The 12,175-nt window shown below is 60.1% G+C and carries 12 protein-coding genes and 1 tRNA gene; 3 read left to right on the plus strand and 10 right to left on the minus strand.

The window, feature by feature from the left end; all coding sequences use genetic code 11:
• Positions 1-147 precede the first annotated feature (147 nt).
• From JL2886_RS00945 to JL2886_RS00955, 3 genes are all read right to left on the minus strand, one after another.
• Positions 148-987 (minus strand): lysophospholipid acyltransferase family protein, encoded by an 840-nt coding sequence (locus JL2886_RS00945; protein WP_065270301.1) that lies wholly within the window; start codon positions 985-987, stop codon positions 148-150.
• Between the two features lie 7 nt (positions 988-994).
• Positions 995-1,753 (minus strand): GNAT family N-acetyltransferase, encoded by a 759-nt coding sequence (locus JL2886_RS00950; protein WP_065270302.1) that lies wholly within the window; start codon positions 1,751-1,753, stop codon positions 995-997.
• A 104-nt stretch (positions 1,754-1,857) separates the two neighbouring features.
• A complete protein-coding gene (locus JL2886_RS00955; protein WP_065270303.1) occupies positions 1,858-2,040 on the minus strand; it encodes a DUF3553 domain-containing protein in 183 nt (60 codons plus the stop codon).
• Between the two features lie 29 nt (positions 2,041-2,069).
• Between JL2886_RS00955 and JL2886_RS00960 the strand changes: the two genes are divergently transcribed.
• Positions 2,070-2,666, plus strand: a complete 597-nt coding sequence (locus JL2886_RS00960; protein WP_065270304.1) for a histidine phosphotransferase family protein — start codon at positions 2,070-2,072, stop codon at positions 2,664-2,666.
• A 65-nt stretch (positions 2,667-2,731) separates the two neighbouring features.
• On the opposite strand, the gene JL2886_RS00965 is transcribed toward JL2886_RS00960, so the two are convergent.
• The 7 genes from JL2886_RS00965 to JL2886_RS00995 all read right to left on the minus strand — a co-directional run bounded on the left by JL2886_RS00965 (position 2,732) and on the right by JL2886_RS00995 (position 9,107).
• Positions 2,732-3,997, minus strand: coding sequence for a glutamate-5-semialdehyde dehydrogenase (locus JL2886_RS00965; RefSeq protein WP_065270305.1), 1,266 nt, complete (start codon positions 3,995-3,997; stop codon positions 2,732-2,734).
• Positions 3,998-4,070: 73 nt separating this feature from the next.
• Positions 4,071-5,177, minus strand: coding sequence for a glutamate 5-kinase (gene proB, locus JL2886_RS00970; RefSeq protein ID WP_065270306.1), 1,107 nt, complete (start codon positions 5,175-5,177; stop codon positions 4,071-4,073).
• On the minus strand, positions 5,165-6,199 hold the full coding sequence (gene obgE, locus JL2886_RS00975; RefSeq protein ID WP_065270307.1) for a GTPase ObgE: 1,035 nt from the start codon (positions 6,197-6,199) through the stop codon (positions 5,165-5,167). The genes proB and obgE overlap by 13 nt, the downstream gene beginning before the upstream one ends.
• 122 nt (positions 6,200-6,321) lie before the next feature.
• Positions 6,322-6,858: a GNAT family N-acetyltransferase gene (locus JL2886_RS00980; protein ID WP_065270308.1), complete on the minus strand. Its 537-nt coding sequence runs from the start codon at positions 6,856-6,858 to the stop codon at positions 6,322-6,324.
• Between the two features lie 256 nt (positions 6,859-7,114).
• Positions 7,115-7,384, minus strand: coding sequence for a 50S ribosomal protein L27 (gene rpmA, locus JL2886_RS00985; protein WP_065270309.1), 270 nt, complete (start codon positions 7,382-7,384; stop codon positions 7,115-7,117).
• An 11-nt stretch (positions 7,385-7,395) separates the two neighbouring features.
• Complete coding sequence (locus JL2886_RS00990) at positions 7,396-7,992, minus strand: 50S ribosomal protein L21 (RefSeq protein WP_065270310.1); 597 nt, start codon at positions 7,990-7,992, stop codon at positions 7,396-7,398.
• A 263-nt stretch (positions 7,993-8,255) separates the two neighbouring features.
• A complete protein-coding gene (locus tag JL2886_RS00995; protein WP_065270311.1) occupies positions 8,256-9,107 on the minus strand; it encodes a DUF2059 domain-containing protein in 852 nt (283 codons plus the stop codon).
• 120 nt (positions 9,108-9,227) lie between these two features.
• Between JL2886_RS00995 and JL2886_RS01000 the strand changes: the two genes are divergently transcribed.
• Both JL2886_RS01000 and JL2886_RS01005 read left to right on the plus strand, forming a co-directional pair.
• A tRNA-Ser gene (locus JL2886_RS01000) sits at positions 9,228-9,317 on the plus strand.
• A gap of 325 nt (positions 9,318-9,642) precedes the next feature.
• Positions 9,643-11,919 carry a choice-of-anchor F family protein gene (locus tag JL2886_RS01005; protein WP_065270312.1) on the plus strand — a complete coding sequence of 759 codons (2,277 nt, stop codon included), beginning with the start codon at positions 9,643-9,645 and terminating at the stop codon, positions 11,917-11,919.
• The last annotated feature ends 256 nt before the right edge of the window (positions 11,920-12,175 follow it).

Here is a 12,175-nt window from a genome sequence, read left to right on the forward strand (position 1 = left end):
TCCTTTTCCGGTTTAATCCTCGGCGGGGGTCTCAGAGCGGATGCTCCAACCGGCGGGCCGTTGGGGATGTCTCCCCCAAATCGGCCCAAACCCCGCCTGCGGGTTCGATGGCGCTCGTATAAGTCACCTTTGACAGGGGCGCAAGGCTTATTTCGCTGCCTCTTCCCGCAACTGCTCATGGCCTGCGCGCACTTGGGCCTCGCAGGCCGCCGCCAGATCTTTGCGATTTGAAAAATCAGCAACGCGTAGCGGCGGGTGGTACATCAGCTCAACTCGGCCTTGTCGGGTTGCGGCGAGGGTCTTCAGCAGATGCGGCCCAAACTCCATATCACCCCACCAGCCATAGAACCGGTCCGGCGCACCGCTGGGGGCGAAGAACACCACCGATACCGGCTGAACATGCATGAAATCGCGCAGGTGGTCACTAAAGAACGCGGCGAAGAGTGTTGTTTTGAATGTCAAAACCCTGAGGCCATCGGTCGAGGTGCCTTCAGGAAAGAACAACAGCTTGTGCCCGGCCTTCAGGCGCTCTTCGAACAGCAGGGTTTGCTCTTTGGCTTTCTTGGGGTTGCGGTCGATGAACACGGTTCCGGTCGCCCGCGCCAGCCAACCGATGCCGGGCCACCCTGCGACCTCGGCCTTGGAGACGAAATAAATCCGCTTGCGCGCGTTGAGCGCAAAAATATCCAGCCAGGACGTATGGTTGGCCACGACGGCCCCGCGCTGCTGCATCAGGGCGCCGGTGGTGGAAAACCCCATACCCAGTACCCGGAAGGCATTGCGGCAGACGAATTGGGTAATGAAAGGCGTCACGGGTCGGTGCAGCCCACACAGCGGATATTCGATCAGCCGTACCAACAGCAGAACAAGTAGCCCACCAAATACCAGCGTTCCAAGCACCAAGACCCTGACGCAGACCAGCATCCACCCGAGCGGACCGATCCGCACCGGATCAGGCGCCTCATCACTGTGCCAGACCGGGCTCATCGCAGGCTCACGCGCCCCCGCCGCCGGTATAGATCCGTTTCTGACGCGCGTTCATCCGCTCGGTATCCAGAACCAGACAGACGTCCGTGGTGTTGAATGTGTGGTCAACAAATGCGCCGTCGCCGACAAAACCGCCCAGACGCAGGTATGCCTTGATCAGCGCTGGCATATCCACCATCGCCTTGCGCCGGTCCAGTTGCTGCGGATTAATCAGATCCATTGGCTGGTAAACGCGCGAACGCACCCGCAGATCCGGCGGCGCAAGATGGTTGTGATGCAGCATCGTCAAAGGGGCAGCCAGTTCCTGCGCGTCGGTACCGGGGAAGCTGGCGACGCCAAACAGAACCTCTATCTCATGCTCGGCAACGTATTGCGCAAGACCGTTCCACAGGTGGAACATCCCCGCGCCGCCGCGATACTCTGGGTGCAGGCAGGACCGGCCCAGTTCCAGCAACCTGCGGCCCGAGGATTTGAGCGGTGTCAGATCATATTCATCCTCGGAATAGAACTGCCCAACCTCAGCTGCGCGATCACTGGTCAGCAGGCGGTAAACGCCCACCACCTGATCACTGTTGGTATCAGTTAGCAGCATATGATCGAAAAACGGATCGAACCGGTCGCGTTCAAGCCCGGCCGCGTGATCGACAAGCTCCCCATCTCCGCCCAGTTCGGTCACAAAAACCTGGTACCTCAGTGCCTGCGCCGCGCGCAGATCTTCTTCGGTCCGGGCCAGGCGCACAGAGAAGTCGGAAGGGGTGTCAGGCATCGGAATTCTCGGTGGTCGAAGCTGCTCTGCAGATAGCGTATCTGCTTTGAAACAGGCAAGAGTTTAACAAAACCGAAATGGGTTTATTAACTGGCCGTAAACCATTATGGCTCAAACACTGGAACAAGGGCCACTTGGCGTCCATCGAACACGAGCTTGCCCTGGTCCCGAAAATTGACGGTGATTTTGCCTGCGGCATTGGACTGTACCTGCCCGAGCCCCCATTCCGGGTGTTCCGGATGTTTCACGTACATGCCCGGCGAAAGGATTGCATTGAGGTCAGTCATTTGAATTGGCCCAATTCGGAGGATATTACATGGCTGTAGATAATGAAGATCTGCCTGCATTGATAGGGTCGCGGATCTGCCACGATCTTATCAGCCCTATCGGCGCCATCAACAACGGCCTTGAACTGCTTGGAATGTCTGGCGAAGTGTCCGGTCCCGAGATGGAGCTGATTTCCGACAGCGTGACCAATGCCAATGCCCGCATCCGGTTTTTCCGCATTGCCTTTGGCGCCGCAGGTGATCAGCAGATGGGCCGCGCCGAGGTTGTTTCGGTTCTGGATGACGTCAGCAAGGGCGGGCGGCTCAGCTACCAATGGGCCCCTCTCGAAGGATCCAGCCGCAGTGAGGTCCGCATGGCCTTCCTTGCCGCGCTCTGCCTGGAAAGCGCCCTGCCCTATGGCGGTACCATCACCGTGCTTTGCGCGGATGGGCACTGGACCGTCATCGGCGAAGGTCCGAAACTGAATGTGGATGATGCGCTCTGGGCGCGCCTCAGCGATGACAACGCAGAGGTGAAGATCTCCCCCGCGCAGGTCCAGTTCGCGATGCTGCCCTACGCCGCAAAGCAGGCAGAGCGCGACCTGAAGGTCGAGCAGGCGCTGGAAAAGATTTCGATCTTCTTCTGATTTAAACGATTTTTAGAATAGAAAACGCCACCCCAGCGGGTGGCGTTTTGCGTTTCATTTGAACCTCAGGCGCGCGTGGTTCCGTCGCCGCGGACCAGATATTTGAAACTGGTCAACTGCGCCGCGCCCACCGGGCCACGGGCGTGCATCTTGCCGGTTGCGATACCGATTTCCGCGCCCATGCCGAACTCACCACCATCGGCAAACTGGGTCGAGGCATTGTGCATCAGGATGGCACTGTCGAGTTCGGCAAAGAACTGATCCACAGCCGCCTCATCCTCGGTCAGGATGCAATCGGTATGCTGGGAATGATGCGTCCGGATATAGGCGATTGCCTCGTCGATATCGGCGACCTGACGGGCCGAGATGATGGCGTCCAGATGCTCCTTACCCCAATCATCGGCCGTGGCGACAACCATGTTCCCGGGGCCAGGCAGACCTTCCTCAGCGTGGATTTCGACGCCAGCTGTAGCCAAGGCAGTCAGGACATCCTTGCCGACGGTTTCGGCGATGTCCTGATGGATCAGCAGACATTCGGCGGCGCCGCAGATCCCGGTGCGCCGGGTTTTCGCGTTCAGCACCACGTCCAGCGCCTTTTGCGGGTCGGCGGATTTGTCGAGATAGATATGCACGATGCCTTCGAGATGGGCAAAGACCGGCACCCGCGCTTCGCGCTGCACCAGCCCAACCAGCCCTTTGCCGCCGCGGGGCACGATCACGTCGACATAATCGGTCATGGTCAGCAATTCCTGCACCGCCGCGCGGTCACGGGTCGGCACCAACTGCACCGCGGTTTCCGGCAGATCCGCCGCCTTCAACCCTTCGGCAAGGCAGGCATGGATGGCGCGCGCCGAATGGAAGCTTTCAGAGCCGCCGCGCAGGATCACCGCGTTGCCGGATTTCAGGCATAGCGCGCCGGCATCCGCGGTCACATTGGGACGGCTTTCATAGATCACTCCGATCACGCCCAGAGGCGTCCGGACCCGCTGAATCCGAAGGCCCGAGGGTTGCGTCCATTCCTCCAGCACCTCACCCACCGGATCACTCTGACCTGCCACGGCGCGCAGACCGTCGACGATGCCCTGAATACGCGCCTCATCCAGCATCAGCCGGTCCATCATGGCCGACGATAACCCTTTGGAGCGCCCGAACTCCATATCCTTTTCATTGGCGGCAATGATCTGGTCACGCTGCTGCCAGACCGCATCTGCTGCGGCCAGAAGCGCCTTTTCCTTGCGTTCGGCACTGGCTGTGGCCAGTTTTTCCGCAGCTTTCCTTGCATTTTTGCCAAGCTCAGCCATCAGAGCCTGAATATCATCGGTGTCTTTCATCGGTATCATGCCTTTGACGTCCTCGGGTCACAGACTACTGCGAACCGCGAGGGAAATTCCACATAGAAGAAGATCAGAAGGCGATGTCGTCCCGGTGGATCAATGCAGCCCGGCCCGGATAGCCCAGCGTCGCTTCGATCTCGGCCGACTGGCGCCCCTGAATGGCGCGGGCCTCGTCACCGGTATAACGCGACAAGCCCTGCCCCAGTTTGCGCCCGTCTGGGCCGAGGATGGCCAGCGGTTCCCCGCGGCCAAAATCCCCCTCTACATAGCGCACCCCGGCAGGCAGCAGGCTGTTGCCGTTCATCAGGGCGTTGGCGGCCCCTTCGTCGATCGTGATCACGCCGCGCGTCTTCATCGCTGCGATCCAGCGTTTGCGCGCGGCTTGCGGATCGCCCTGCGCCACGAACCAGGTGCAGGGAACACCGTCTTCCAGCGCTTTCAGCGGGTTAAGGGCCGAACCTTCAGTGATCACCATGGCGCAACCGGCCGCCGTGGCCATCTTGGCCGCCATCAATTTGGTTATCATGCCACCTTTGGACAGGCCCGACACCCCGTCGCCGGCCATGGCTTCGATCTCGGGTGTGATCTCTTCGATCCGGTCGAACCGGCGGGCCTCGGGATCGATCGCGGGGTTGGCGCTGTAGAACCCATCGACATCCGACAACAGGACCAGCGTATCGGCCCCCACGGTTACAGCGACCTGCGCCGCCAGCCTGTCGTTGTCGCCATAACGGATCTCGTCGGTGGCGATGGTGTCATTCTCGTTGACGATGGGCACCGCGCCCAGACCAATCAGGGTTTCCAGCGTCGCCCGGGAATTCAGGTACCTGCGCCGGTCCGAACTGTCCTCCAGCGTGACCAGCACCTGCGCGGTGGTGATCCCATGCGGTGCCAGCGCTTCCTCATAGGCACGAGCAAGGCGGATCTGGCCCACCGCAGCAGCAGCCTGCGATTGCTCCAGCGGCAATTCGCGGCGCGGCAGATCAAGCACCCCGCGCCCCAGCGCGATCGAGCCGGAGGAAACGATCACCACATCCTTGCCCAGCGATTTCAGCCAGGCCACGTCATTGGCAAGGGAATGCAGCCAGCCAGAGCGCAGCTGACCGCTGGCTCGGTCTACCAACAGCGCCGAGCCGATCTTGATGACGATGCGCCGGGCGTCGCTCAGGGCTGCCACGTCTCTTCCTCTTCCTCGGGTTTCAGACGCAGGCGATCCTCTTTGATCTGGCTGCGAAGGGTGCGCAGCACGTCGGTCAACCCGTGGCGGCTGACGCCAGACATCAGATGCACCGGCCCGCCGACTGCCGCCTCGAGGGCGGCATGCGCCTCCGCGCGCTCCTCGTCATCCAGCGCGTCCACCTTGTTCAGCGCAGTGATCCGGGGCTTTTCCGCCAACTCGCCGCCATAGGCTTCGAGCTCTCCAACGATGGTATGGTAATCCTCAACCAGCGTTTCCGAGGTGCCGTCCACCAGATGCAGCAGCACCGCGCAGCGTTCCACATGGCCCAGGAACCGGTCACCGATCCCGCGTCCCTCATGGGCGCCTTCGATCAGGCCCGGAATATCGGCAACCACGAACTCAGCGTTATCAACGCCAACCACGCCAAGGTTCGGATGCAGGGTGGTAAAGGGATAATCGGCAATCTTGGGCCGCGCGTTGGAGGTCGCCGACAGGAAGGTCGATTTTCCCGCATTCGGCAAACCCAGCAGGCCGGCATCCGCGATCAGTTTCAGTCGCAGCCAGATGGTGCGCTCGACGCCTTCCTGACCGGGATTGGCACGGCGCGGCGCCTGGTTCACCGAGGTTTTGAAATGCAGGTTGCCAAAGCCGCCATTGCCGCCCTTGGCCAGTAGCACACGTTGACCGAGTTCGGTCATATCCGCCAGTACGGTTTCTTCATCCTCATCCAGGATTTCGGTGCCGACCGGCACCCGCAGGATGATATCATCGCCATCCTTGCCGGTGCGCTGACGCCCCATACCGGACTGGCCGTTCTTGGCAAAGAAGTGTTGCTGATAGCGAAAATCGATCAGGGTGTTGAGCCCGTCTACGGCCTCAACCCAGACCGAACCGCCCTTGCCACCGTCGCCGCCATCGGGGCCACCGTGTTCGATGTATTTCTCACGCCGGAAGCTGATACACCCGTTCCCGCCTGCGCCGGAGCGAATATAGACCTTTGCCAGATCGAGGAATTTCATGTCAGCTCCTTCGTGCAGATCGCCAGGCGGCGGCTCTGCAGCTTTCGATTGTGGACAGGGGCATTGAGCACCCCATGCCATGGTTTTGCGATTGGCTTATCCCATTGGGGAAGAGCCGCCAATCACTGTTTTCGGCTGTAGGTCCAGGTCGGCACGGTCGAGTCCCGGGCCACGCAGAAAGTCTCTGCATCACCAAGATATTCGAACCCGCAATGGATCAGGACCCGGGCCGAGGCCGGATTGTCCTGAAACACCGAGGCAAACATCGCTGCATTGCCCAAGGGATTGGCCTGCACCAGCGCCTCAAGGGCTTCGGAGGCCAAGCCAGTGTTCCAGAACGCCGGTGCGATCCAGAAGCCAACTTCGGACTGGTTGCGGTCCATCCGCTTCAGCCCAATCACACCCTTCAGCTCATCTCCGCCCGACGGGGTGCCGTCGATGGCCCAGATGTCCTCCTCGCGGTCCGGCGCCATGGCGCGGGCCACATAGGCCTCGACAGCGCCGGGGGGCAACGGATGCGGGATCGAGGTGGTCATCCGCGCCACCCGTTCATCCCCCGCGTAATGCGCGATCAGACCCGCGTCCGATTTGCGCAGCGGACGCAGCAAAAACCGCTCTGTCTCGATGACCGGTTGCTGGTCTGTCTGATCCAAACTCATTGCCTTGCTCCTCCTCAAAAGACCAATCGTCGATCGGCGACCGGTACGGCCTTTCCGGGAAAGCACCAAGATAGGTGCTGATCTGCCTGACGCCAGCCCCGGGCTGCAAATTCGTCCGGTTGGGAGCGTTTCCTTCCGGGACCACCCCGGAGCACCCTGCCCGTCGGACATCATTTGCGGATTACTGGTTAAAACGAAAAAGGGGACCGGCTCTATCACCGATCCCCTCAATATTTTTTGCCACTTCGGGTTCGGCTTACTCAGCGGCCTCCGCCACTGGGAGAACCGAAATAAAGGTACGGCCTTTAAGGCCCTTGTGGAAGGTCACAGCACCGTCGGTGGTTGCAAAGATGGTGTGATCTTTGCCCAGACCAACGCCTTCGCCCGGCCAAAACTTGGTGCCGCGCTGACGTACGATGATGTTGCCTGCGATGGCCGCCTGGCCACCATACAGTTTCACGCCAAGGCGGCGACCGGCTGAGTCGCGGCCGTTACGGGAGGAACCGCCAGCTTTCTTATGTGCCATTGTCTATCTCCTTAGCCTTTAGCCAGATCTTTGGCTTGCTCAACCCATTCGGGTTTCACTTTGATGGCGTCGATAGCAGCAATATCGTCTGCCGACAAGGCTGCGATCTGTGCGAAGCTGGTCAGACCAGCGTCGTTCAGCTTGGTAGCGGCGGCAGGGCCGACACCGGTCAGCTTGGTCAGATCGTCGGAACCGGCAGCAGCGGGTGCTGCGGCTTTCTTGGCAGCCGGAGCAGCAGCGGCAGGTGCGGTTGCGCCTTTACCGGTTGCAGCTTTTACGCCGGATTTGTCCGCGCCCGACGCCAGGATGTCGGTGATCTTGACCAGAGTCAGCTTCTGACGGTGGCCTTTGGTGCGCTTGGACGAGTGCTTACGACGACGCTTCACGAAATGGATCAGCTTTTCGCCTTTGATCTGATCGATCACTTCGGCCTGAACCGCAGCGCCGTCAACAAAGGGAGCGCCGACCACGGGGGCGTCGCCACCGAGCATCAGAACATCGTTGAACTGGATTTTTTCGCCAGCATCTGCAGCAAGTTTCTCAACGCGGAGCACGTCGCCCGCCTGAACCTTGTACTGCTTGCCGCCAGTCTTGAGGACCGCAAACATGTGCGTCTTTCCTTTTTCAACCGCGTCCTTCGGCCCCTGGACCCCAGGTGTTTCGGCATTTGGTGTTTAAACCTTTGCCGCCTCGAACAGCGCGACCCTTGTACGGGCCGTACTACAAATAGACCCGGCACAGAGATTCCGGGCCGGGATGGGCGCTTTTTATCCAGAAAGTGGCTCATGTCAACCACTGATTGCCGCCCCGATACATGTCGTGCGCCGGGCCGGAGGGAAAAGGGTGACAGGGCCGCCCGGAACTGGTGCGCCTAGATGTCTTCGCCCTGCCCCAACCCCTTCATCTGGTAGGCCAGCGCCTCGAACCGGTTGGCAGTGATCTCATACTGTACTGCATTCAGCAACTCATAGACCTCTTGCATCAGCGGCGTCTCCAGCGCCCGTACATAAGAACGGACCTCTTCATCGGAAAAATCCTGATAGGCATAGGCGGATGAAGCCATGCTGGAGGCCCTAAGCGCCATCCGCATGCCCGGCGCCTGCTCCTGCTGCCAGGCCCGCAAACCGTCGGCATCCAATTGCAGATCAATCACCCCGGCGGCACTGGCCGCCATCAGGAACCGGAACTGGATCTGCTGGATTGCTTTGACACCGGTATCTGCGGCATCAACCGCCTTGGTCATGCGCTGAAGGAGCGCCAGCCTGTCAGCCCCGTCCTGAACCAAATCAGCTATGATACGCTGCCCGGCGATTTGCTTGGTCTCGTCATCCTCAACCATATGGGCGGCATTTTCGGCTGCGACCAACCGTTGCCCCAGATCGCTGGCGTAAAAGGCTGCCGCGTGATCCAGCGCCGCGTCGTCCAGCGTTTCAACAAGAATATCCAGCGCCAGCGCCCGCATCCGGTCTGTATCAAAAACACGGGCGGCCAGACGGGTCCACTCCTGTCCAAAATCCCCGGCCTCAAGCCCGAGCATCTCGGGTGCGCTTTCGGCGGAGAGCGCAATACTGTCCAGCGCCACGTCAAATCCGGTAACCTCAAGAAAAGCTGTCACTTCAGCACGGTCAGCGGCCCTGGCCGGAGACAGAAGCCCGGATGCGAAGACGCCAATGAACAGCGCAGCACAAAGCGACGCCAGCGGTTTTAGAAGAGAATGTGTCATACCCACGAATCTATGGGAAATTGTCTGACAGACAATGAAAAATCGACTTTCCCTCAAGAAGTTGAAAATCCCCCCTTGCGCCCATCAGAATTCAACATTAAACCGCCGCTCACCCCCCGCGGAGAGGTGCCGGAGTGGTCGAACGGGGCGGTCTCGAAAACCGTTGTTCCTTCACGGGAACCCAGGGTTCGAATCCCTGTCTCTCCGCCATTAATCCCCTGATTTGCGACTATAGCACGAAATAGCCAGGGATTGATGATGACCCCTGGCAATAAGTTTCCATTTCCAAAAGCTGTCATACGCTGACCGTATCCGCGCATACCAGACAGGCTACTACCTGTTCTAAAACACTTCAGTGGCCACAACACCCCGGGCCAGAGCATAACCATTTGGGGGCATCACCATTGTTGTGATGTAGCAACGTTCGCGCGGTCGTACTGGCCGCCCGGTTGACACATATCAATATTCGAATTCATTGTTCGTGCCAGTTGTTACACTGAAGTTTTCATACTTCAAAAATTAGAATCGACGGGGCATGCTCAAAATGAGATCCATCAATAATTTCTGGAAGCTGGGGACGGTTGCTCCTGCGGCGTTGCTGATACTGACTGCAGGTGCGGCGACCGCCGATTTACTGCCTGATGATCCTCTCATCGCAACCAGCGGCGACGGCCTGATCTTCGCGGATCCGGATGAGGGTATCGACCCTCCCGGGGTGAAGGCGGTGACCTTTACCCGCACGCGGGTGCCGGATGGATCTGGCGGGTTCACCTACGTGGATCCATTCGAGCAAATCATCACGGACTTCTCCAACTTGACCTCTCGGGGAGATGTGACCAACTGTCTGATGGCCAGCCAGGACGGCGTCTATTGCGACTCCGCAGGCGGTTCGGGCAAACGTGTCAAAACGCAGCTGACCGGTCCTTCGCCTTTCGACATGCGCATCCGGACCGTTGCCAGCGCGACGTACCCGACCGTAGATTACTTCACTTTCGGTAAGACCTCCAACTTCACCGGCGCCCGGATGACCGGCTTCTCTCTTCAACTCTTGGATGCCAATGGCAATGCGATGGGCACCCTTGCCCCGTCGGACGCTGTTCTGTTCAATCTCAACGCGACGGATATCGGCATTGGCGCACGGCTGCCAGACGGGCTGTTCGGGGCCGGCGGGCAAGAAGGCGAAATCGGCTTTTTCTCAAGCAGCCGGGCATCCCTGGCCTCGACCACTAGCGTTGACGCACTGACCTTCGGCGCCTTGAGCAACACAGAATATTTGGCCAATTTCGGCGACTCCTTCATCGACAACACGATGACGCCGGACGGGCTGTTCTGGGACGATAACAATGATCCGACCGACGAGTCGGCTCTGGTGGCATGGAACGATCTCTCCAACGGCGGCTGGACGTATGGCACGCTGGATACCGCTGCCAACATCGACGCGCGCCTGACTGAACTGGCGACAGCACTGGGCGTCAGCGTGGCAGACCTCGGCTACGTTGACGGTGGTCTGGTGCCCGCGGACATCGTCGCCGCGGCGCAGGCCAATGGTCTGTTTGCGGTGGACGAAATCGAAGATCTGCGCAACGCAAACCTGAATTTCACGGTAACGGTGGGCAGCATCGATGACGGTGAATTCACATTGCGCATTGCACCTCAATTCGCGCCGATCGTTGCCAATGCCACCTCGGCCTACGAGTTCAAGCTTGCCGGATATCTGGATGGGGCCGCCAATGTGCCCTACCTGGATCTGGGCAATGCTGCGACCTATCAGACGGCGATTGCCGACATGCTGGCCATGACCGCCGCTCAGCGCAGCATTGCGCTGACCAGCACCGGCTACAGCTTTGCGCCCGCTTTCGCCAACCTTGGCTTTGAAGTATCCCGCGGGCAGGTCGATGCGATCTTTGCCATTCCGTCGCAAAGCGTGACCGGCGCCGAGGGCGGCGTCACCCGCAACAGCAGCTTTGACACTTGGCACATGGGAGAGGGCTGGACCGGGTTGTTCTCGCTGAACGGCAGTCAGTCCACTTATGATCCCACAGCAACCTCGGTCGGCTATGATGTGGATATTGCATCGCTGTCGATCGGCCTTGAAAAACAACTGAACGCAAACACCGCCTGGGGTGCTGTCCTGGGGGTCGCCGACGGCAGCGCAGACGCGCAGAACGGCCTGGGCGGGGTGGACTCCAGCAGTGTTTCGTTGACGGCCTATGGTCGCTTCGGGTTCGGCAATGGCGGCATGATCAAGGCCCTGGTCGGCTATCAGGACAGCTCCTACGACTCGAGCCGCAATGTGCTTGGGCAGACAGCAACGGGCAGCACCGATGGCACGCAGGTCTTTGGCGCCTTGCAAGCTGAGTACATGCAGGAGGTTGGTGCGTTGCGTTGGGGGCCGCTGGCCTCGGTGGAATACTATGACATGTCCGTTGACGCCTTCAACGAAACCGGCGCCGGCGCCTGGAACCTGAACGTGGATGGCCTGTCCAGCGACATCGTTCTCGGGTCGGTCGGCTTCCGCGGTGAATACGATCTTGCCGGGTCCCAGGGGCTCACCACGCTCACCGGTGGCCTGGAATACACCTTTGCATCGGGCAGTGACTTCGCCGTACGCAGCGGGTTTATCGGCCTGCCGGGTGCCACACTGCCGGTCCAGGGGCTTGATGACGACTGGGTTGACGTCAAGCTGGGCTTTGAAACGCAGCTGGCGTCCAGCGCATCCAGCGGGTCTGTTTTCTATGGCGGCTACACTGGGTCGATTGGTAGTGACTACGAGAGCCACAGACTGCAAGTCGGCCTGAACTACGAATTCTAAACGTCGCCCTTTGGGCAAAGCGCGGGCCTGACGCCTTTCCGGTGTCAGGCCCGTTTTCATTGATGTTTCTGGCCTGAAGGCATGCTGTTGCACCCCGGGCGGCGTGGGCTGCAGTAGCTCCCCAAAATTAGGCAGTCAGTCCGCTGTCACATCACCGCCAGTGACCACGCTACGCCCCTCCCGGAGTGAAAAAGACAGACTGGCGCGGTCAGCCGCCACGTCGATCCCCAGTCGAATCCCCCGGGTTACTGCCCCC

This window comes from Phaeobacter gallaeciensis (assembly GCF_001678945.1).
GTDB lineage: Bacteria > Pseudomonadota > Alphaproteobacteria > Rhodobacterales > Rhodobacteraceae > Phycobacter > Phycobacter gallaeciensis_A.

Coding starts and splice junctions, on each gene's coding strand:
- JL2886_RS00945 (WP_065270301.1), bottom strand. CDS start 987: ATGAGCCCGGTCTGGCACAGTGATGAGGCGCCTGATCCGGTGCGGATC.
- JL2886_RS00950 (WP_065270302.1), bottom strand. CDS start 1,753: ATGCCTGACACCCCTTCCGACTTCTCTGTGCGCCTGGCCCGGACCGAA.
- JL2886_RS00955 (WP_065270303.1), bottom strand. CDS start 2,040: ATGACTGACCTCAATGCAATCCTTTCGCCGGGCATGTACGTGAAACAT.
- JL2886_RS00960 (WP_065270304.1), top strand. CDS start 2,070: ATGGCTGTAGATAATGAAGATCTGCCTGCATTGATAGGGTCGCGGATC.
- JL2886_RS00965 (WP_065270305.1), bottom strand. CDS start 3,997: ATGAAAGACACCGATGATATTCAGGCTCTGATGGCTGAGCTTGGCAAA.
- obgE (WP_065270307.1), bottom strand. CDS start 6,199: ATGAAATTCCTCGATCTGGCAAAGGTCTATATTCGCTCCGGCGCAGGC.
- JL2886_RS00980 (WP_065270308.1), bottom strand. CDS start 6,858: ATGAGTTTGGATCAGACAGACCAGCAACCGGTCATCGAGACAGAGCGG.
- rpmA (WP_065270309.1), bottom strand. CDS start 7,384: ATGGCACATAAGAAAGCTGGCGGTTCCTCCCGTAACGGCCGCGACTCA.
- JL2886_RS00990 (WP_065270310.1), bottom strand. CDS start 7,992: ATGTTTGCGGTCCTCAAGACTGGCGGCAAGCAGTACAAGGTTCAGGCG.
- JL2886_RS00995 (WP_065270311.1), bottom strand. CDS start 9,107: ATGACACATTCTCTTCTAAAACCGCTGGCGTCGCTTTGTGCTGCGCTG.
- JL2886_RS01005 (WP_065270312.1), top strand. CDS start 9,643: ATGCTCAAAATGAGATCCATCAATAATTTCTGGAAGCTGGGGACGGTT.